Source organism: Humibacter ginsengiterrae (assembly GCF_054780115.1).
The window spans coordinates 169,769-189,632 of record NZ_BAAGWY010000007.1; the positions used below are offsets into that span (position 1 = coordinate 169,769).

Here is a 19,864-nt window from a genome sequence, read left to right on the forward strand (position 1 = left end):
CTCCTGCCCGTTTCGAGCTCAGTAGAAGTCGACGACGTCGACGACGTTGCGCAGCGGTCGTCCGTCGAGCAGCCGCGTCGCATTGCCGGCGAACAGCTCGGCGAGCCGCCGGTCCTCGGCCGCGGTCAGCGCGGCGGTGTGCGGGCTGATCAGGACCCTCGGATGATCCCACAGCGAACTGTCGGCGGCCAGCGGCTCGACCGCGACGACGTCGAGCGCCGCGAAGCCGACGCGTCCGTCATCGAGCGCAGCCATGAGCGCGGCTTCGTCGATCACCGTGCCGCGGCCCACGTTCACGACTGTCGCCCCGGGACGCAGAGCGGAGAAGAATGCGTCGCCGAGCATCCTTTCGGTCGCTGCCGTGCCCGGCAAGGCGGCCACGACGGCGTCGATGTGGCTCGCCGCCTCGACGATGCGGTCGGGGTGCACGAGCTCATCGACCGATGGGACGGGCGCACCATGTCTCGACACGCCCACGACGCGTGAACCGAACGCCTTGAGGAGCCGGGCGATCTCCTTGCCGATGCCGCCGAGACCGAGCACAAGCACGGTCTGCTCAGCGAGCTGCGCCATCTCGAAGCGTCCGCTCCACTCGTGGCACTCCTGCTGCGCCTTCAGCCGCGGCAGTCTCTTGGCGCCGGCTAGCAGGCCGAACAGCGCGAACTCGGCGAGCGGCCCGCCGTGAACGCCAGCACCCGTCGTGAAGACCACGCGTTGCAACTCGGCCGAGGTCAGTCCCGCCGCCTTCACCTGGCTGCCCCCGCCGGCGGCCATCACCTGCACCCAGCGCAGGCGCGGGTTGGCACGAACGACGCGGCGTAGTGCTGCCGGATCCACATCGGGAATCCCGTAGAGCACATCGGCGCCATCGAGCATCGCCTCGAAGCGAGCCTGCTGCTCGTCGGTGCGCCGGAACGACGGGTCGCCGGAGAAGTCGGCCGGATGCCTCATCGTGGGAAGCAGGTCCTGATCGCGCACGAGCCGCACCCGCGGTTCGAGCCGCTCGATCAGTGCGCACAACTCCTCGCTGAGCGGTGTCGCCACGGCGGCGTTAAGGCGTTGCTGGGTCATCGGCCGGTCTTCGGTCATCGTGGCCTCCATCGAGCGGGTGTATGACGGCCATGTTACCCGTGCATTCACTCACTTGAACAGCGTTCGATATATTGGCCAGCCTCCGCAGACTACGCTTGATTGAGCTGAATCCGATCCCCCGAACACATCCCGCGAAGGAGCCCCATGTCCCACGAAGCAGCAGCGAACATCGGCGTCGTCGGCCTGGCGGTGATGGGCTCCAACCTCGCCCGCAACCTCGCCAGCCGTGAGGGCAACACCGTTGCGATCTTCAACCGTACCTATGAGAAGACGCAGACGCTGCTCGACGAGCACCCGGAGGCGGGCTTCCTGCCGACATCCAGCTACGAGGAGTTCGCGGCGACGCTCTCGAAGCCGCGCACGGCGATCATCATGGTGCAGGCCGGCCGCGGAACGGATGCCGTGATCGACGAGCTCGTCAAGGTCTTCGAACCGGGCGACATCATCGTCGACGGCGGAAACGCGCTCTTCACAGACACCATCCGCCGTGAGAAGGCGGTGCGCGAGACCGGCATCAACTTCGTCGGCGCCGGCATCTCCGGTGGCGAGGAGGGTGCGCTGCACGGTCCGTCGATCATGCCGGGCGGCTCGGACGAGTCGTGGGTGACGCTCGGCCCGATCCTCCGGTCGATCGCCGCCGTCGCCGAGGGCGAGCCGTGCGTTACCCACGTCGGGCACGACGGCGCCGGTCACTTCGTGAAGATGGTGCACAACGGCATCGAGTACGCCGACATGCAGCTGATCGCGGAAGCGTACGACCTCATCCGACGTGGCACGGGCAAGTCCCCCGCCGAGATCGCGGACATCTTCGCCGAGTGGAACAAGGGCGAGCTGGAGAGCTACCTCATCGAGATCACTGCTGAGGTGTTGCGTCAGGTCGACGCGGCGACGGGCAAGCCGCTCGTCGACGTCATCCTCGACCAGGCGGGCGCGAAGGGCACGGGAGCTTGGACAGTGCAGACGGCGCTCGACCTCGGCATCCCGGTCTCGGGCATCGCCGAGGCGGTGTTCGCCAGGTCGCTGTCGAGCAAGCCGGCGCAGCGGCAGGCGGCTTCCGACCTTCCGGGGCCTTCAGAGGCGTGGAAGGTCGATGACGCCGATGGCTTCGTCGAAGACGTGCGCAAGGCGCTTTACGCGTCGAAGATCATCGCGTACTCGCAGGGCTTCGACGAGATCGTGGCCGGCGCAGAGCAGTACGGGTGGGACATCAAGAAGGGCGACATCGCCGCCATCTGGCGGGGCGGGTGCATCATCCGCGCCCAGTTCCTGAACCGCATCACCGAGGCGTACGCCGACGATCCCGGACTTGTCGCGCTGCTCACCGCCCCGTACTTCCGCGACGCGCTCGAGCGCACGCAGGAGGCATGGCGCCGGGTGGTCGTCGCGGCCGCACAGGGCGGCATCCCCTCCCCCGCGTTCAGCTCGAGCCTGGCCTACTACGACGGCCTTCGTGCCGACCGTCTGCCGGCCGCACTCGTACAGGGACAGCGCGACTTCTTCGGGGCGCACACGTACAAGCGGGTCGACAAGGACGGCGTGTTCCACACGCTGTGGTCAGGCGACCGCAGCGAGATCGAGACCGCCCCCTCGTCTCACTGACGATTCAGGCGAGGGCTGAGCATACTCGGATGCTCAGCCCTGCCGATTGAGTCAGTTGAGCGCGTAGCGCGATCACTGACGATTGAGGCGGGGGTTGAGCATGCTCGCATGGTCAGCCCTGCCGATTGAGTCAGTTGAGCGCGTAGCGCGATCACTGACGCCGAGCATCAGACCGGTTCACCCTCTCACCATCAGCTCACTGAAAAACCCTTCGCCCGCTGCCGAAAGGACTGCCGCGCGGTCGTGCGCGGCCGAGCGGCGCACCGTGTAGATGCCTGCTGCTTCCACCGCGCCTGAATCGACTCACTTCCGCCTGCCGAACGGCCAGGTACCTGTGGCCGTCGTGCTGCGCCGGCCCCGGCTGTTGACGACCGAGGTGCTGGCGGGACTGGTGACGACTCTCGCGCTCATTCCCGAGGTGATCTCGTTCTCGCTCATCTCGGGTGTCGGCCCCGATGTCGCGCTGATCTCGTCGGTCGTGCTCGCCGTCGTCATGTCGTTCCTCGGCGGTCGCCCGGCGATGGTCTCTGCGGCCGCGGGCTCGGTCGCGCTCGTGCTGGCACCCATGGTGCAGGCGCACGGCACGGGCTACGTGCTGCCGACCGTGTTGCTGACCGGCCTGATTCAGATCGGGTTCGGAGCGGCGGGCCTGGCGCGGCTCGTTCGGTACATCCCGCGGTCGGTGATGATCGGCTTCATCAACGCGCTCGCTGTGCTGATCTTCGTGGCGCAGGTACAGCACCTCGTGAACGTGCCTTGGCAGGTGTATCCCTTGTTCGCCGTCACGCTTCTGATCGTTGTGCTGCTGCCCCGGATCACTCGGGCTGTTCCGGCACCGCTGGTCGCGATTGTGGCCGTGACGGCGGCGACCTTCGCGTTCGGACTGCACGTGCCGACAGTGGGTGACGAAGGATCGGTGAGCGGCGGACTGCCGGGGTTGACGCCGTGGACGGTGCCACTCGATCTTCAGACGCTCCAGATCATCGGCCCGACCGCGGTCGCCGCGGCGCTGGTCGGGCTGTTGGAGACACTGTTGACCGCGAAACTCGTGGACGAGCTCACCGACAGCCGATCAGCGAAGGCGCGCGAGTCGTGGGGACTCGGCGCGGCGAACATCCTCGCGGGTCTCTGGGGCGGCGTCGCGGGATGCGCGATGATCGGCCAGACGGTCGTCAACGTGGAGATCGGGCGGGCGAGGACCCGGGTCTCCACGCTCGTCGCCGGCTTGTTCCTGCTTCTTCTGGTAGCGGTGCTCTCGCCCGTGATGGCGAGCATCCCGATGGCCGCGCTCGCTGCGGTGATGATGGTCGTGGCGGTGCGCACCCTCGACTGGCACAGCGTGCGACCGTCGACGCTGCGCCGGATGCCGATACCGGAGACGATCGTGATGCTCGTCACGGTCGGCACCGTCGTGGCGACGAACAACCTGGCGATCGGAGTCGGCATCGGCATCCTCCTCGCCCTCGTGTTCTTCGCCCGCCGGATCGCGCACGTCGTACGCGTCTCTCGCGCGGTCTCACCGGACGGCGCCTCGGTGCGGTACCGGGTGCTCGGTCCGTTGTTCTTCGCGTCGAGCAATGACCTCGTCGAGCAGTTCTCCTACGCCGACGATCCGGCTCAGGTCGTCATCGACCTGAGCTCATCGCACGTCTGGGATGCTTCCAGCGTCGCTTCTCTCGATGCCATCGAGACGAAGTACCTCGCGCACGGCGCGACCGTTGAGCTGGTCGGGCTCAACGAACACAGCCGCGTCTTCCACGGCAGACTTACTGGCGAACTGAACGGGTCGTCATAGCGCGACCGCGTCGCCGGCAGTGGCCGGCGTGCGCACGAAGAACGCGGCCACGACGGCGCCGAGCGAGATCGCGGCGCCGACGAGGAACGCGAGTCCGATTCCGGATGCCGTGGCATCGGTCGTGCTCGCTCCCGCGCTCGTGAGCGCGGCGCTGCGCACCGACATGACTGCAACGAACAGAGCTGTGCCCGCCGCTCCCGCCACCTGCTGGATGGTGCCGATGATCGCGCTGCCGTGCGAATAGAACCGCTCGGGCACGGCGCCGAGCCCCGCAGTGAAGAGCGGCGTGAACAGGAATGCCAGCCCGACGCTGAGCACGATGTGTGCGGCAAGCAGATACCAGGGCGACGTGTGCGCGCCGACGAGGGCGAGCATCCAGAGCGCAGCGCTCATCAGCACGGCGCCGGGCACCAGTAGCGGTCGCGTGCCGAAACGGTCGTACAGCCTGCCGACCAGCGGGGCGAGAAGCCCCATGATGAGGCCGCCGGGAAGCAGCAGCAGGCCGATGTAGAGCGGATCGAGTCCCAGTACCTGCTGCATGAAGATGGGCAGCAGTATGACGGTGCCCAGCAGCGCCGCCATGCTCACCGCCATCAGCACGATCGCCACCGAGAAGATCGACGAGCCGAACGTGCGCAGGTCGAGGAGCGCGCGATCGCGCTTCTGCAGGAAGAGCTGCCTGAGCACGAACGCGATCAGCGCCAGCCCACCGACCACGAACGCGGCGATCATCGGCATCGCGCCGCCGGAGGCCGCCTGATCCGTCGCGCCGATCCTGCTCAGCCCGTATACGACCCCACCGAAACCGAAGACGGAGAGAACCACCGAGAGCACGTCGATGGGTACCTGGCCCGTCGCGGAGACGTTGCGGACCCGCCAAGCGCCCACCAGCAGCATCGCGACCGCGATGGGCAGCACGAACCAGAAGATCCACCGCCAGTCCAGTGCGCTCAGGATGACGCCGGCGATGGTCGGCCCGATGGCAGGAGCGACGGAGATGACGATCGACACATTGCCCATCGTGCGGCCTCGCTTGGCCGGCGCGACGACCGTCATGATCGTGGTCATCAAGAGCGGCATCATGATTGCGGTCCCGGATGCCTGCACCACCCGTGCAGCCAGCAACACGCCGAACACGGGAGCCGTGGCGGCGATGAGTGTGCCCGTGCTGAACAGTGTCATGGCGGCGATGAACATCGCCCGAGTGCTGAATCTCTGCAGCAGGATGCCCGTGATCGGGATGACGACGGCGAGCGTGAGCATGAATGCGGTGGTCAGCCACTGACCAGCACGCGCATCCACATGGAAGTCGCGCATGATGTCGGTGATCGCCACCGACATGATCGTCTCGTTGAGGATGACGACGAACGTCGCCACGAGCAGGAGCCAGAGCACCCTCGAATCGCGTTGCGAAGCACCGTCGGTGGCGGGCTCGGTGTGCAGCGCGTCACGCTGAGTCGTGTCGTCGCTCGGAACGGCGGCAGGCTGTGCAGTCACCGGGACAGCGTAGCGAGAGCCGGCGACATCTTCGGGTCATTAATCTTGACGCAGGCGCGAACGGAAGGTGCGGCATGCGTGAACCGAAGTGGCGAGAGAGCGGCGAAGATCCGGACTACCGGTTCTCGCTGGCGAACGAGCGCACATTCCTCGCCTGGATTCGCACGGCGCTGGCCATTCTCGCGGGCGGTGTGCTGCTCGAAGAGTTCTCCACCCGCATCGGACCGCACTGGGTGATCGTCATCCTCGCGGTCGTGCTCGGTGCACTCGCCACCGTGCTCGCTGTGATCGCCTACCTTCGCTGGCGCGCGAACGAGATCGCGATGCGAAACGGCAAGCGGCTTCCGCTCACGGTCGCCGTTCCGCTCATCGCGGCCGTCATCCTCGCTGTGGGCGCCGTGCTCACGGTGCTGATCGCCCTCTACCAGCGATGAGCGGCGTCCTGTGAGCGCCGACTCGCTGCGCGATCCCGGACTGCAGGGCGAGCGCACCGCACTGTCATGGTCGCGCACGTGCCTCGCGCTGGCTGTGAACGGCCTGCTGGCAGTGCGCGACGGCTGGCAGTCCGGCGCCCTGCCGCTCACCGCGACGGGTGTTCTGCTCCTGCTCGCGGCCGCCGCGTTCGTCGTCTACGGCAATGCGCGCGGGCGGGCGCTGGCAGGTCGGGGCAGGCACCACGATCGGCTGCCGCAGGCCTCCCCCACCGTGCCCATGGCGCTTCTCGCTCTGGCGACCCTGGTCGCCTGCGCGGTCGGCATCGCCTCGACGCTCATCCAGCGCTGACTGGCTCCCTCTGGTCGCCGGAGCGGCGCGAACGTACGATTCCCCATGCGGTGAGCGCGGCGGCGGTGATGGTCAACGCGATGCCGCCGACGGTGACGCCGGTCTGGAACTCGGCAGCCTGGCCCGCAGCCCAGTGGGATGCCGTGATGCTTCCTACGAACACCGCAGCCAGGATGGTGCCCGTGACCGCGACGCCGATGCCGTTGGCGACCTCGGTGGCGGTGTCAGCGAGCGCCGCTCCGATCGTCGTGCGGTTCGCTGGCAGGCCGCGCAGCACATTGGTGGCGGCCACGACTCCGACGACGCGCAGTCCTGCCGCGACCAGCGCAAGGGCGATAGCGATCCAGACGTATCCGAATCGGTTCAACGCCGCATAGACGGCAAGACCGGCCACCACGGCGGTCGCACTCAGCCACGCGGCTCGGCGCAGGCCCACCCACCGCACCAACGGCTCGACGAAAGCACCGCCGGCGAGAAGCACGACGACCTGAGGCAGCATGCCGAGCGAGGCAAGGGCGGGCGGCCATCCCCACTGGAGCTGCAGCTGAAGCGTGACCAGGTATCCGAGACCGGCGGTGGCGAGGCCCGCGGCCGCCTTGAACGCGAGACCGCTGGAGACCAATGGACGGGAGATGAGGCCGAGATCGATGAGCGGGTGACGAGCGCGACGCTCCCGCCCGACGAAGAGCACGGCGAACAGGAGCGCCCCGGCGGTGGCGGCCCACGGCATCCAGGACGCAGCACCGTCGTCCACGAAGAGCGTCGGGGCGACGAGGGCGAACACGATCGTGAGCGTGCCCAGCACGGCACCCGGGGCATCCACAGGATCGCGATGAAGCTCCGCAGGGTCGTCGGCGGCAATGCCGACGCGGATGCCGATCATGGCAAGGATGGCGATAGGCACGTTCACCAGGAGCAGTACCTGCCACGGCGCGATGACGAGTACGAGTCCGCCGGCCGTGGGCCCGACAGCAAGCCCCACGAGACCGACGGTCGAGATGAGTGTGATGGCGCGTACGCGCAGCCTGTCGTCGCCGAACAGGCGGAACGCCAACGCCATCGAGCCCGGCGTCGTCATCGCGGCGGCCACACCCATCGCCGCGCGCACCGCGATCAGCTCGGCTGTGGTGCCGACGAACGCCGTCGCGAGGCTGGCCACGGCAAGGAGCGCGAGCCCGATGAGCATGATGCGGCGACGGCCGAATCGGTCGGCGATCGCACCGAACACGAGCATGAGACCCCCGAACACGACGGCGTAGACGCTCGTCACCCACTGCAGGCCGGTCGTCGAGGAGTGCAGTTCGCGCCCGATCGTTGGCAGGGCGACGTTGAGGATCGAGTTGTCGAGCATCTCGAACAGGAACACCGCCGAGAGCCCCGCGAGGGCGATCCATGCCTCGCGGAGCGAGCGCGGCGAACGACCACGCGACGCGGCTCTTGACGTCGACTGCTGCTCAGAGATCGGTCGGGCCGAGGCGGTCATAGATGCTCCCATCGAACGATGACGAACGGTGTTCGTCTAACGAACACCGTTCTATCAGCGAACAATGTTCGCGTCAACTGTTAGGCTCACCCCATGCCAGACCGGAGCATCCAGATCAGCTCGGATTCCCGCGACCGCTGGGCTGCCCAACTCGCTGCCCTCGACGGAGCGGACAACGGCACGCGATCGCGCAAGACGCCCATCACGGTCGACAGGATCGCCAGCACGGCATTCGCTCTCGTGGCGAAGGAGGGGTTCGACGCCCTCACCATGCGGCGGCTCGCCGCCGCGCTGCACACCGGGCCCGCGTCGCTCTACGGCCATGTGCGCAACAAGGCGGATCTCGACGACCTGCTGATCGGCCGACTGTGCTCCGAGGTCGTTCTGCCGAAGCCGAGCCGTACCCGTTGGCGGGCGCAGATCATCGACGTCTGCGAGCAGCTTCGCGATCAGTTCCTGCGGTACCCGGGCATCTCACGAGCGGCACTCGCCGCCACGCCGAGCAGCGTGGACACGCTCCGCATCAACGAGGGCATGCTCGCCATCCTCCTGGCCGGCGGCGTCCCTGCGCAGTCCGCGGCCTGGGCGATCGATGCCGCCTACCTCTACGTCGCCGCCTACAGCCTGGAGGCGTCGCTGAGACAGGCATCCATCGGCGGCCCCGACGAGCGGTCGCTGAACAAGGCGGAGATCGTCGAACGTCTGCGTATGCTGCCGGCCAACCGTTTCCCGAACACGGTGGCGCACGCGGAGACGCTTGCCGCCGGGGACGCGCACGAGCGTTTCGACTTCACCTTGCGCGTGCTCTTCGACGGTCTCGCCGGAACCGCGTCGCAGGACGCGGCTACGCGGCTCCGTCGAACATCGAGGTGACCGAGCCGTCCTCGAAGACCTCGTGGATGGCGCGCGCCAGCAGCGGAGCGATCGGCAGGATCGTGAGGCTCGGGAACCGCTTCTCCTCCGGCACCGGAATCGTGTCGGTGACGACGACTTCGTCGATCGAGTCATCTTGAAGCCGCTCGGATGCCGGGTCGCTGAACACCGGATGCGTCGCGGCCACGATGACGCGCTCCGCACCGTTCTCCTTGAGCGCCTGCGCGGCCTTCACGATCGTTCCGCCGGTGTCGATCATGTCGTCGACCAGCAGGCACACCCGTCCTCGCACGCGACCGACGATCTCGTTCACGGTGACCTGGTTGGCGACGTTCGGGTCGCGGCGCTTGTGGATGATCGCCAGCGGTGCCCCGAGGCTGTCCGACCATTGGTCGGCCACACGCACCCGCCCGGTGTCGGGCGAGACGACCGTGAGCTTCTCGCGGTCCTCGAGCGACAGGCTCCGCTTGAAGTGATCGAGCAGCACGGGCTTCGCGAAGAGGTGGTCGACGGGCCCGTCGAAGAACCCCTGGATCTGCGCAGCGTGCAGGTCCACGCTCATCACCCGGTCGGCCCCGGCGGTCTTCAGCAGGTCGGCGACGAGCCTGGCGCTGATCGGCTCGCGTCCGCGGCCCTTCTTGTCCTGCCGCGAATACGGGTAGTAGGGAGCGACCACCGTGATGCGCTTAGCGGATGCCCGCTTGGCAGCATCCAGCATGATCAGAAGCTCCATGAGCCATTCGTTGACCGGCGGCCCGAACGACTGGATGAGAAACACGTCGCAGCCGCGGATCGACACCTCGAACCGGGTGAGGATCTCCCCCGAGGCGAAGGTGCGGTACTCGGTGGGCACCAGCTCCGTTCCGAGTGCCACCGCGACGTCGTGAGCAAGCTTGCGGTGCGACATGCCCGCGGCAACGACAAGTCGCTTCTTCGTCTTGGCGACGATGCCAGGTGCTATTCCGCGCTCCCGGTCGAGATCAACCGTCTTGTCTTTGCGACCCATCGTCCGCTTCCTGTGCGGATCGAGCACGCTCCGCCACCTCCGCGGCCGCCGTGCCCGATCGGTTCTTCTCGACCCATCCCTCGATGTTGCGCTGAGGGGCGACGCTCAAGGCCAGTGCTCCTGCCGGGACATCCTTGCGGACCACGGCCCCCGCTCCGGTCTTCGCGCCGTCTCCGATCCTAACGGGCGCCACGAACACGTTGTGAGCACCGGTGTGCACGTGATCGCCGACCTCCGTGCGGTGCTTGAGGACGTCGTCATAGTTCGCGGTGATGGTTCCCGCACCGAGGTTCACGCCGCGCCCCACGGTGGTGTCGCCGACGTAGCTCAGGTGCGGCACCTTGCTGCCTTCGCCGATGTGCGCATTCTTCGTCTCGACGAAAGTGCCGATCTTGCCGTTCTCATCGAGCACGGTGCCCGGGCGCAGATAGGCGAAGGGACCGACGGATGCCCGTGCCCCGATCACCGCGAGCGTCGCGTCCGCGCGCTTCACCGTCGCATCTTCGCCGACCTCGCAGTCGACGAGCGTCGTGTCCGGGCCGACGACGGCACCCCGGGCGACGGTCGTGGCACCCTTGAGCTGGGTGCCGGGCAGGATCGTGACGTCGTTCTCGAGCTTGACCTTCAGGTCGATCCACGTCGTCGCCGGGTCTTGAACGGTGACGCCGTTCAGCTGCCACCCGCGCACGATCAGGGCGTTCAAGCGTGCGGCGGCCTCGCTGAGCTGAGCGCGGTCGTTGATGCCCTCGGCTTTCCACGGCTCGTCGACGGGCACTGCCTCCACCTCGCTTCCCGCTCGCCGCAGCAGTGCGATCACGTCGGTGAGGTACTTCTCGCCCTGTGCGTTGTCCGTGCTGAGGTTCGCCAGCTGGTCACGCAGCGCGTTCAGTCCGAAAACGTAGATGCCCGCGTTGATCTCGCCGATCGCGTGCTCCTCCGGCGTGGCATCCTTGTGCTCCACGATGCGGTCGAGCGACCCGTCGTCCGTGCGCACGATGCGGCCATAACCCGCGGCATCCTGGACGATGCTGCTCAGCACGGTGGCGCCTGCTCCACTCGCGCGGTGGCGGGAGACGAGGTCAAGCAGGGTCTCGGCATCCAGAAGCGGGACGTCGCCGTTCAGCACCAGCACCTCACCGGAGAAATCAGCGGGAAGCGCCGCGATCGCCTGCTCGACGGCGCGACCGGTGCCAGGCACCTCGTCCTGGTCGACGATGACCGCGGTGGGTAGCTCGGCGGAGATCACCTCCGCGAGGCGGTCGCGCTCGTACCGTACGACGGCGAGCACCACTGCGGAGTCGAGCGCGCCGGCCGTGGCGAGCACATGACTGACGATGGGCACCCCGGCGAGTTCGTGCAGCAACTTCGGTGTCGCGGACTTCATGCGGGTGCCCTGCCCTGCGGCGAGCACGATGATGGCGAGGTTCGGATCGGTCACCGTACAAGTATTCCCGACCGAATCCCGCCCTCGAGAACCCGGCTGACTCCTGACGCCTGAAATTCCGACTGGCCCTGCCCCGAAAACAGGCAGATCACGTGGGAACAGGCGAATCCTGCCTGTTCCCGCGCGGTAAGCGCATTCTTGCCTGTTATAGAACGCGGGAGGCATGTGCGAGCTCCGCCGGCCTGCATACCGCGAGCTCCGCCGCCAGGACTCGAACCTAGACTTCACAGCTCCAAAGGCTGTCGTGCTGCCATTACACCACGGCGGATCGCGCCCTCCAGTCTGCCAGAGACGCGAGCGCCCTCCGGCGCGCGACGGCTCAGCCTGCTGCCTTGCGCACCAATTCGGCGATGCGCTTCGCCACCGCGGGCGTCAGCTCGGTGAGCGCGAAGGACGTCGCCCACATCTGGCCGTCATCGAGTTGTGCCCCGTCGTTGAACCCGAGCGTCGAATAGCGCGCCTTGAACTTGCCCGCCGGCTGGAAGAAGCAGATGGTGTCCTTTTCCAGGGCGTAAGCAGGCATGCCGTACCAAGTCTTCGGCATGAGCTCGGGGACCGCTTCGGTGATGATCTGGTGCACTCGCTCCGCCATCGCCCGATCGGACTCCGACATGGCGGCGATCTTCTCTTGGATATCGCGCTCACCGTCCTCCCTCGTCGCCTTCCCGCCGCGCTTGGCGTTCGTCTTCAGCTCCTCGACGTACTCCTTCATCGCCGCACGTTCCCCCTCGGTGAACTGCGGCTTCGTCGATGTCTTCTTGGTCTGCGCCATAGCGTTGCGCTCCTCGATTCGCGGTGCGGTCCTCTCGACCCGGATGCCCTCATGCTAGGCAGCGCCGGTGAAGGCGGGCTTCTCAAAAACTGCGCGATGCTCACGTGGCAGGTTCGGGCATCCGGGCTACGGATAATGGAGGGATGGCGGAGCACGCTGACGAGGTGGACCGGATTGTCGACGCCTGGGAGCGCGAGCGCCCCGACCTCGACTTCGCCCCGCTGCAGGTGCTCTCCCGGGTGGACCGGCTCTCTAAGCACCTGGATCGTGCGCGCCGCGGTGCCTTCGGGCGCTCCGATCTGCAGCTGTGGGAGTTCGACGTGCTCTCCGCGCTCCGGCGCGCCGGAGACCCGTACCGGCTGAGTCCGAAGGCTTTGCTCACCCAGACGCTGGTCTCCTCCGGCACCATGACGAACCGCATCGACCGGCTCGTGGAGCGCGGGCTGGTGGAGCGGCAGACCGACCCGCATGACGGGAGAGGCATCCTGGTGCGGATGACGCCGCAAGGACTCACCCGGGTGGATGCCGCCATCACGCGGCTCGTCGACGCGGAAGCGGAACTGCTCCGCACCCTTCCCGCGAACGAGCAGACGCGGCTCGCCGGCCTGCTGCGCAAGCTCAGCCTCGACTTCGACTGAGGAGTGTCCGCGCGCTTCTACGGGGCGATGAACGGGCATCGAGACGGACTAAGACCGAGTTCACACGACTCCCCAAGTCGGCACGGATAGCGTCGCAGGCATGACCGCCGTGGAACCACAGCATGTGGCACGCCCGCTGCTCAGCGCCCGCACGCTCGAGCTGCTCGAACGCGCAGACAGCGGAACGATCTCCGACCTGACGGCGCTGCGCGACGAGATCACCCGCTTCCTGATGCGGTACAAGTTCGGCGTCTCCGAGGTGGAGACCAAGCTCGACATCCTGCGCGAGGAGTTCAACCTCACCGCCGGATACAACCCGATCGAGAGCATCTCGTGCCGGGTCAAGACGATCGAGGGCGTGCTGGAGAAGGCTGCCCGCAAGGGCGTCGATTTCAACCTCGACTCCATTCGGGAAGGCCTGTCGGACATCGCGGGCGTACGTGTCATCTGCAGCTTCGTCAGCGACGTGTACCGCATCGTCGAGCTGCTGACGTCGCAGGACGACATCACCGTGCTCGAGGTGAAGGACTACATCGCCCGCCCGAAGCCGAACGGATACCGCAGCCTGCACGTCATCCTCGAGGTGCCCGTGTTCCTCTCCGGCGGCCCCGAGCAGGTGCGCGTTGAGGTGCAGTTCCGCACCATCGCGATGGACTTCTGGGCCAGCCTCGAGCACAAGACGTATTACAAATACGACGCGCAGGTGCCTCAGCATCTGATCGACGGCCTGACCGAGGCGGCCGAGACCGCCGCTCACCTCGACGCGACGATGGAGCGGCTGCACCACGAGGTGCGCGGCTATCAGCCGTCCGCACCGACCATCGCCATCTGATGCCTGTCGTGTGAGGCCGACGCGAGCACGTCGAGCAGTTCGGCCGTCTCCTGCCAGCCGATGCAGGCATCCGTGATGCTCTGGCCGTAGACGAGACCCTCGCGTCCGGCGTCCGTCAGCGGCTGGTTGCCCGGCACGAGGAAGCTCTCGGCCATGACACCCGCGATCGGGTCACCGGCACGAACCTGGTCGGCGAGCTCGCGCAGCACGGATGCCTGCCTCACGTGGCTCTTCCCGCTGTTGCCGTGGCTGGCGTCGACGACCACACGCGGCGTGTGTCCGGCTCGCGCGAGCAGGCCTGTGGCGTGCTCCACGCTCGACGTGTCGTAGTTGGGGGCGCCCCGGCCGCCACGCAGGATGACGTGACCCGCGTCGTTCCCGCTCGTGGACACCAGGGCCGCTCGCCCGTCGTCGTCGACGCCGAAGAACACGTGCCGCTGGGCGGCGACCGTGCAGCCGTCGACCGCGACCTGCACGTCGCCGTCCGTCGCGTTCTTGAAACCGATCGGCATGGAGAGACCGCTGGCGAGCTGACGGTGGATCTGGCTCTCGGTGGTGCGGGCGCCGATCGCTCCCCAGCTGACGGCATCCGCGATGTATTGCGGGCTCGTGGGCTCCAGGAACTCGCATCCGACCGGCAGCCCGAGCTCGAGGATGTCGATCAGCAACCGCCGCGCCATGCGCAAGCCCTCGGCCACGCGGTGCGTGCCGTCCAGGTGCGGATCGTTGATGAGGCCCTTCCACCCGCCGGTCGAGCGCGGCTTCTCGAAGTAGACGCGCATCACGACGAGGAGGTCGTCGCCGTGCTCCCGCGCGAGGACCGCGAGGCGCCGCGCGTAGTCGAGAGCGGCATCCGGGTCGTGCACGGAGCAGGGGCCGACGACCGCGAGCAGCCGCGGGTCGTCGCCGCGCAGCACGGCCTCGATCTCGCGACGGCTGCTGGCGACGAGGGTCGCGGCATCCGCGCTCAGCGGCAGTTCTGCGCGAACCTCGGCGGGCGTGGGCAGCGGTTCCAGTGCGACGACTCTCGTGTTCGAGGTGCTCGGCGTTTGCCCCGTCTGGGCATGCCGTGACTGCGTCGCGACTGCCGGGGCCGGCTCGTGGGTGTTTCGGATGGCCGGATGTGCTGGCGGATTCATGGCTGGTCCTCTCGGTTTTCAGCGAGAGGCCTCTGCCAGGCCAACTCGCCGGTTAAGACGAAAGGCAGGATCCTTGCGGATCCTGCCCGTTGGCTCTGGAGAAGTCTGCTGGTCAGCGCATCCCGACCGTCGGCTCCTCCAGAGCCAACGCGAAATACGCATACCAGCGGGTTCTCATGCGGGTCACCGTATCACCGACGGCCGCGGTATAGCAATCGGTCGTCGCCGGAGCCGCGATAGCGTCTTCGGATGGACTTTTCTGCACGGGATGCGACCTTCGCCGACCCGGCCCTGATCGCGGACTGGGCCGCGCTCGCGGATGCCGGCTGGCCCGCGGTCGAGCGCCGCGTGATCGAGGTCGCGGGCAGCGCGCCGATCCGCCCGGACGGATCCATCGGATGGATCGCCCGGTTCGCGCACGGGGTGACCCGGCGTGCGAACTCGGTCTATCCCGTTCGTGAGATCGAGGACGAAGACGGTGCGATCGCGATGGTCGAGAGCTGGTACGGCGAACGCGGGCTGCCAACCACGTTCCAGATCACGGATGCCGACGCTGCTCTCGCTTCGAGGCTGCTCACGCGGGGCTACGTCGCCGACAGCGAGACGCCACTGCTCGCCGCGCGACTGCACACCGTGGCCGGAGCGCTGAGCAGCGCCGCAGCGCCGGCGTCTGGAACGAATGTCACCATGAGCGCGGAACCCGACGCCGAGTGGCTTGCTCTGTGGTGGGAGGTCGACGGGCGCGGTGGCGAGCCGGAGCTCGAGGTCGCGCGGCGCATCCTCACCGGCGGTCCCGCGCTCTACGCGACGGTGCGGGATGCGCGCGGTGCGGCATCCGTCGGCCGGCTCGCACTCGTGGAGCAGAACGGGGTGCACTGGGGCGGCCTCTACGCGCTCGCCACACGGCCCGATGCCCGTGGCCGCGGACACGCACGGGCCGTGATCGCGACGCTGCTGGAGCACGCCGCACGCCGGGGCACGACCGCGCTCTGGCTTCAGGTGATGGCCTCGAACGCGGTCGCGCGACGGTTGTACGACGGACTGGGGTTCCGGCAGGCGACGAGCTACCGCTACCTGTCGGCACCGGCCGGCTGATCGAGAACGGGCAGGATCAGGCGGCGGACTCTTCCGCTGCTGCGCCGCGGGCGTGCGGGTCGAGCCGGTTCAGCGTCGCGACCACAGAGTCGTACTCGCCGCGTGCCTCCGCGTAGCGCAGGAACTTGACGTTCTGCACCTGGATCTCGCGGGCATCCGGCTGCGTCTGAATGAGCTCCATCACCTCGGACACGTAGTCGTCCAGCGGCATCGCGAACTCGCTGTCCTCTTGACCGGGCACGAGGCCGGTACGCACAGCCGGCGGCACGAGTTCCATGATCTGCACACCGGTGTCGGCCAGCTGCAGCCTGATGCTTTCACTGAGCTGGTGGACCGCCGCCTTGGTGGCGTTGTAGCTGGGAGTGACGGCGAGGGGGACGAAGCCGAGGCCGGACGAGACGGTCATGATGACGGCATCCGGTCTCTTCTGAAGGTGCTCGATGAAGGCGCCGATCAGCCGGATCGGGCCGAGCAGGTTCGTCGTGACCGTCGCCTCCGCCGTCTCGATGAAGCCAGCTGCCGAATGCCAGTCCTCGATGCGCATGATGCCGGCCATCGTGATGAGCACGTTCAGGTCGGGATGCGCCGTCAGAACGCGGTCAGCCGCATCCTGGATGCTCCGCGGGTCAGCCGTGTCCAGCTGAACCGTGTCGATGCCGGGATGCTCTGCACGGATGCTCTGCAGCAGCTCGGCGCGGCGGCCTCCGACGATGACGTCGTTGCCGCGCTCCTGCAGGGCGATGGCGAGCGCGAGGCCGATTCCGCTGGTCGCGCCGGGGATGAAGACGGTGTTTCCGGTGATGTTCATGCCTCCAGCGTGGAACGGGGCTGCCAAGCGCGGCAGAGAGCGGTTATCGGGGGATCGCCGATCCCTGGATGCGGCTCTGCGGGGTCGAGCAAGATGGACACATGGATGCCGCAGCCCTCGCCGAGTTCCTCCGCCGCCGTCGCGGACAGCTCACGCCGCACGACGTCGGCCTTCCGGAGGGACCGCGACGCCGCACCCCGGGGCTGCGCCGCGAGGAGGTCGCGCAACTGGCGGCGATGTCGGTGGACTATTACACCCGCCTCGAGCAGCAGCGCGGACCGCAGCCGAGCGAGCAGATGCTGGCATCCCTCGCCCGTGCGCTGCGGCTCAGCCGGGATGAGCGCGACTACCTCTACCGCATGGCGGGCCACGGCATCCCGGATCAGGTCTCCACCGGAGCACACGTCGCACCCGCTCTGCTGAGGGTGCTCGATCGACTCGACGACTCCCCCGCGCTTGTGATCTCCGCCCTCGGCGAGACGCTCGTGCAGAACCGCATGGCCGACGCGCTTTTCGGCGATCGCAGCGCGCTCACCGGCTGGGAGCGCAGCGATATGTACCGGTGGTTCAGACATCCGCAGACCGAACGGATGCTGTATCCCGCCCACGACCGCGACAGGCAGAGTCGCGCTCTGGTCGCCAGCCTGCGTGCCGCGTACGGAGCGATGGGCGCGCAGTCGAGGGCGGGCGAGCTCGTGCACGAACTTCAGCGGGTGAGCGACGAGTTCGCCGACCTGTGGGACCGGCACGAGGTGGCGAAGCGGTTCGAGGACCACAAGGTGCTGGTGCATCCGGAGGTCGGTCCCATCGAGCTGGACTGCCAGGTGCTCTTCACCGAGGACCAGGGCCAGGCACTGCTCGTGCTCACCGCCTCGGGCGGCGACGCCGAGGAGAAGCTGCGACTGCTCTCGGTGCTGGGAATCCAGGCGTTCTCGCCCTCCTCGGCCGCTTCAGACCGAACGAACGTGTCGTTAGAGTGAGCGGGTGCGCGACACCACCGACCCGCGCGACACCGCCGACGAGGTAGTCGCCTCGCGATCCGTCTGGCGCAATCCGACATACCTGCGGCTCTGGTTGGGCGAGACGCTCAGCCAGGCCGGCGAGCAGGTCGGCACCTTTGCCATCCCGGTGCTCGCCGTGCTGGTCCTGGATGCCACGGCGCAGGAGGTCGGTCTGCTCAGCGCAGCTGAGACGCTCGCGTTCCTCGTGATCGGGCTGCCGGTCGGCGCGTGGGTGGACCGGATGCGCAAGCGCCGCGTGATGATGGCGGCCGACCTCGTGCGCGCGCTTGCGCTGGCATCCATTCCGCTGCTGTGGTGGCTCGGCCTGCTGCAGATCTGGTACCTCTACGTGGTCGGCGCCGTGGTGGGCGGTGCGACGGTGTTCTTCGACGTCACGTACCAGAGCTACGTGCCGCGCATCGTGCCGTCACGGCAGGTGACGGCTGCGAATTCGGGGCTCGAGACCAGCGCGCAGGTGGCACGTGTGGGCGGACCGGCGGCATCCGGGGGACTGCTGGCGATCATGCCGCCGCCGCTGGTAGTGCTGGCCACCTCGATCGGCTATCTGTTCTCGTTCGGGTTCGTCGCCTCGATCAGGGATCCCGAGCCGCGGCACGAGAAGACGGAGCACTCGTCCCTTGTGCGCGACATCGCCGAGGGACTGAAGTTCGTGTTCGGCAATTCGCTGCTGCGACGCATCACCATGATGACCGCGTCGTTCAACCTGTTCGAGGGCTTCGTGACGACGCTGCTGTCGATCTTCGTTCTGCGCACGCTCGGGCTCTCGCCCGCCGTCTACGGTGCGATGGCCGCGGTCGGTGCCGTGGGCGGCATCCTGGGCGCGGTCGGTTCGCCGGCGCTGTCACGGTGGATCGGCGAGGGTCGCGTCATCGTCGTGGCCGCGCTGGTCAGCGGCGTCGCCGTGTTCCTGGTGCCGCTGGCCGCGCTCGTTCCGAGATCCGCGGTCGCGTTCGGTGTGGTGCCGCTGCTCGTGGTGGGCGAGTTCTTCCTGATGTTCGCCGTCGTCGTCTACAACGTCGCCCAGGTGTCGTTCCGCCAGCGCATCTGCCCTCCCCCGCTCCTCGGGCGCATGAACGCGTCGATCCGGTTCGTGGTGTGGGGGGTCATCCCGATCAGCGGCGTCGTCACCGGTGCTCTCGGCGGATGGATCGGCGTCGTGCCGACCATGTGGGTCGGCTGCGTGTGCGGGCTGCTCGCGTGCGGCATCGTGGTGTTCTCGCCGCTCAGCCGCCTACGCCGGTTGCCCGACGCCGCCGCAACCCGATAGGTCGCCCGGACGACGCTCTGAACCGTTACCGTGGCCGCGGCGGATCACAGTGCCGGGAACGGATCGGTGAGCGCCGCGAGTGCGTAGTCGGCTCCTGCGGTCCGCAACTGGTCGGAGTCGTAGTGTCCGCTGGCGACACCGATACCGGTTGCGCCCGCGCCGTGCGCTCCGTCGATATCGCGTGGGGTGTCGCCGACCACGTACACGTCGTCTTTGCCCAGTTCTTGGCCGTGCATGCGGGCGCCCTTGGCGATCGCTTGGCGAGTGATTTCGGCACGGTCCGGGGAGTCCGACCCGTATGCGCCGAAGATGAAGTACCGGTTGAGTTTGCCCGGTTGCATCTTCAGATGTGCAGCGCCTTCCATGGCGCCGGAGATCACCCCGAGCATGACGCCTGCCGCGCTGAGCCGGCGCAGCAGATCGTCCGCCCCGTCCAGGACCCGGTACTCCTTCGACGTCCAGATGTCCTCGGACAGGTGCCACAGGTACTTGGCGTACAACCGGACCAACTCGTCGTGGGACGGATCCCGGTGCAATACCGCGCGGAACGTGGCACGCGCCACCTGTGGGTCGGTCTCCCCGGCGGAGGTGTGCGCACCGATATCGGCAGGGATGCCATGCAACTGATCGAAGGCCCACGCCCAACTGCGGGCACCGGCCCCGCCGGTGTGCACTAGCGTCTCGTCGATGTCGAACAGGACGAGTTTCGGCGCGGCCAT

Annotated in this window: 19 protein-coding genes and 1 tRNA gene; 10 read left to right on the plus strand and 10 right to left on the minus strand. The window is 67.8% G+C overall.

Annotated elements, in window-relative coordinates:
- Window positions 1-18 precede the first annotated feature (18 nt).
- On the minus strand, window positions 19-1,089 hold the full coding sequence (locus ACYVII_RS10660) for a D-2-hydroxyacid dehydrogenase (protein ID WP_460534711.1): 1,071 nt from the start codon (window positions 1,087-1,089) through the stop codon (window positions 19-21).
- Between the two features lie 147 nt (window positions 1,090-1,236).
- Between ACYVII_RS10660 and gndA the strand changes: the two genes are divergently transcribed.
- Window positions 1,237-2,691: an NADP(+)-dependent, decarboxylating phosphogluconate dehydrogenase gene (gene gndA / locus ACYVII_RS10665; protein WP_460534713.1), complete on the plus strand. Its 1,455-nt coding sequence runs from the start codon at window positions 1,237-1,239 to the stop codon at window positions 2,689-2,691.
- A gap of 271 nt (window positions 2,692-2,962) precedes the next feature.
- Window positions 2,963-4,486, plus strand: a complete 1,524-nt coding sequence (locus tag ACYVII_RS10670; RefSeq protein ID WP_460534715.1) for a SulP family inorganic anion transporter — start codon at window positions 2,963-2,965, stop codon at window positions 4,484-4,486.
- On the opposite strand, the gene ACYVII_RS10675 is transcribed toward ACYVII_RS10670, so the two are convergent.
- Window positions 4,481-5,983, minus strand: coding sequence for an MFS transporter (locus ACYVII_RS10675; protein WP_460534717.1), 1,503 nt, complete (start codon window positions 5,981-5,983; stop codon window positions 4,481-4,483). The genes ACYVII_RS10670 and ACYVII_RS10675 overlap by 6 nt on opposite strands.
- A gap of 74 nt (window positions 5,984-6,057) precedes the next feature.
- Here ACYVII_RS10675 and ACYVII_RS10680 point away from each other — a divergent pair, with 74 nt between their 5' ends.
- Window positions 6,058-6,417, plus strand: coding sequence for a YidH family protein (locus ACYVII_RS10680; protein ID WP_460534719.1), 360 nt, complete (start codon window positions 6,058-6,060; stop codon window positions 6,415-6,417).
- A 10-nt stretch (window positions 6,418-6,427) separates the two neighbouring features.
- Window positions 6,428-6,766: a DUF202 domain-containing protein gene (locus tag ACYVII_RS10685; protein WP_460534721.1), complete on the plus strand. Its 339-nt coding sequence runs from the start codon at window positions 6,428-6,430 to the stop codon at window positions 6,764-6,766.
- Here ACYVII_RS10685 and ACYVII_RS10690 read toward each other — a convergent pair.
- Window positions 6,753-8,249, minus strand: a complete 1,497-nt coding sequence (locus ACYVII_RS10690; RefSeq protein ID WP_460534723.1) for an MFS transporter — start codon at window positions 8,247-8,249, stop codon at window positions 6,753-6,755. The two genes, ACYVII_RS10685 and ACYVII_RS10690, sit on opposite strands and share 14 nt — an antisense overlap.
- A gap of 93 nt (window positions 8,250-8,342) precedes the next feature.
- Between ACYVII_RS10690 and ACYVII_RS10695 the strand changes: the two genes are divergently transcribed.
- Window positions 8,343-9,122, plus strand: a complete 780-nt coding sequence (locus tag ACYVII_RS10695; RefSeq protein ID WP_460534725.1) for a TetR/AcrR family transcriptional regulator — start codon at window positions 8,343-8,345, stop codon at window positions 9,120-9,122.
- Here ACYVII_RS10695 and ACYVII_RS10700 read toward each other — a convergent pair.
- The 4 genes from ACYVII_RS10700 to ACYVII_RS10715 form a co-directional block, all read right to left on the minus strand.
- Window positions 9,094-10,128, minus strand: a complete 1,035-nt coding sequence (locus ACYVII_RS10700) for a ribose-phosphate pyrophosphokinase (RefSeq protein WP_460534727.1) — start codon at window positions 10,126-10,128, stop codon at window positions 9,094-9,096. The two genes, ACYVII_RS10695 and ACYVII_RS10700, sit on opposite strands and share 29 nt — an antisense overlap.
- Window positions 10,103-11,566: a bifunctional UDP-N-acetylglucosamine diphosphorylase/glucosamine-1-phosphate N-acetyltransferase GlmU gene (glmU, locus tag ACYVII_RS10705; protein WP_460534729.1), complete on the minus strand. Its 1,464-nt coding sequence runs from the start codon at window positions 11,564-11,566 to the stop codon at window positions 10,103-10,105. The genes ACYVII_RS10700 and glmU overlap by 26 nt, the downstream gene beginning before the upstream one ends.
- Before the next feature lie 202 nt (window positions 11,567-11,768).
- Window positions 11,769-11,840: transfer RNA gene (locus ACYVII_RS10710), tRNA-Gln, on the minus strand.
- Window positions 11,841-11,891: 51 nt separating this feature from the next.
- Window positions 11,892-12,344 carry an iron chaperone gene (locus ACYVII_RS10715; protein ID WP_460534731.1) on the minus strand — a complete coding sequence of 151 codons (453 nt, stop codon included), beginning with the start codon at window positions 12,342-12,344 and terminating at the stop codon, window positions 11,892-11,894.
- A 143-nt stretch (window positions 12,345-12,487) separates the two neighbouring features.
- On the opposite strand from ACYVII_RS10715, the gene ACYVII_RS10720 reads away from it, so the two are divergent.
- Together ACYVII_RS10720 and ACYVII_RS10725 are read left to right on the plus strand one after the other, a co-directional pair.
- The gene (locus ACYVII_RS10720) at window positions 12,488-12,982 is read left to right on the plus strand and encodes a MarR family winged helix-turn-helix transcriptional regulator (RefSeq protein ID WP_460534733.1); all 495 of its coding nucleotides are present in this window, start codon (window positions 12,488-12,490) and stop codon (window positions 12,980-12,982) included.
- A gap of 100 nt (window positions 12,983-13,082) precedes the next feature.
- Window positions 13,083-13,814, plus strand: coding sequence for a GTP pyrophosphokinase (locus tag ACYVII_RS10725; RefSeq protein ID WP_460534735.1), 732 nt, complete (start codon window positions 13,083-13,085; stop codon window positions 13,812-13,814).
- On the opposite strand, the gene ACYVII_RS10730 is transcribed toward ACYVII_RS10725, so the two are convergent.
- Complete coding sequence (locus ACYVII_RS10730) at window positions 13,784-14,953, minus strand: 3-deoxy-7-phosphoheptulonate synthase (protein ID WP_460534737.1); 1,170 nt, start codon at window positions 14,951-14,953, stop codon at window positions 13,784-13,786. The genes ACYVII_RS10725 and ACYVII_RS10730 overlap by 31 nt on opposite strands.
- A 249-nt stretch (window positions 14,954-15,202) precedes the next feature.
- Here ACYVII_RS10730 and ACYVII_RS10735 point away from each other — a divergent pair, with 249 nt between their 5' ends.
- The gene (locus ACYVII_RS10735; RefSeq protein ID WP_460534739.1) at window positions 15,203-16,048 is read left to right on the plus strand and encodes a GNAT family N-acetyltransferase; all 846 of its coding nucleotides are present in this window, start codon (window positions 15,203-15,205) and stop codon (window positions 16,046-16,048) included.
- A gap of 16 nt (window positions 16,049-16,064) precedes the next feature.
- Here ACYVII_RS10735 and ACYVII_RS10740 read toward each other — a convergent pair whose 3' ends face one another.
- The gene (locus tag ACYVII_RS10740) at window positions 16,065-16,856 is read right to left on the minus strand and encodes an SDR family oxidoreductase (protein ID WP_460534741.1); all 792 of its coding nucleotides are present in this window, start codon (window positions 16,854-16,856) and stop codon (window positions 16,065-16,067) included.
- A 101-nt stretch (window positions 16,857-16,957) separates the two neighbouring features.
- Here ACYVII_RS10740 and ACYVII_RS10745 point away from each other — a divergent pair, with 101 nt between their 5' ends.
- Window positions 16,958-17,836: a helix-turn-helix transcriptional regulator gene (locus ACYVII_RS10745; RefSeq protein ID WP_460534743.1), complete on the plus strand. Its 879-nt coding sequence runs from the start codon at window positions 16,958-16,960 to the stop codon at window positions 17,834-17,836.
- Between the two features lie 4 nt (window positions 17,837-17,840).
- Complete coding sequence (locus ACYVII_RS10750) at window positions 17,841-19,145, plus strand: MFS transporter (protein WP_460534745.1); 1,305 nt, start codon at window positions 17,841-17,843, stop codon at window positions 19,143-19,145.
- A 44-nt stretch (window positions 19,146-19,189) separates the two neighbouring features.
- On the opposite strand, the gene ACYVII_RS10755 is transcribed toward ACYVII_RS10750, so the two are convergent.
- Window positions 19,190-19,864 carry an HAD family hydrolase gene (locus tag ACYVII_RS10755; RefSeq protein WP_460534747.1) on the minus strand — a complete coding sequence of 225 codons (675 nt, stop codon included), beginning with the start codon at window positions 19,862-19,864 and terminating at the stop codon, window positions 19,190-19,192.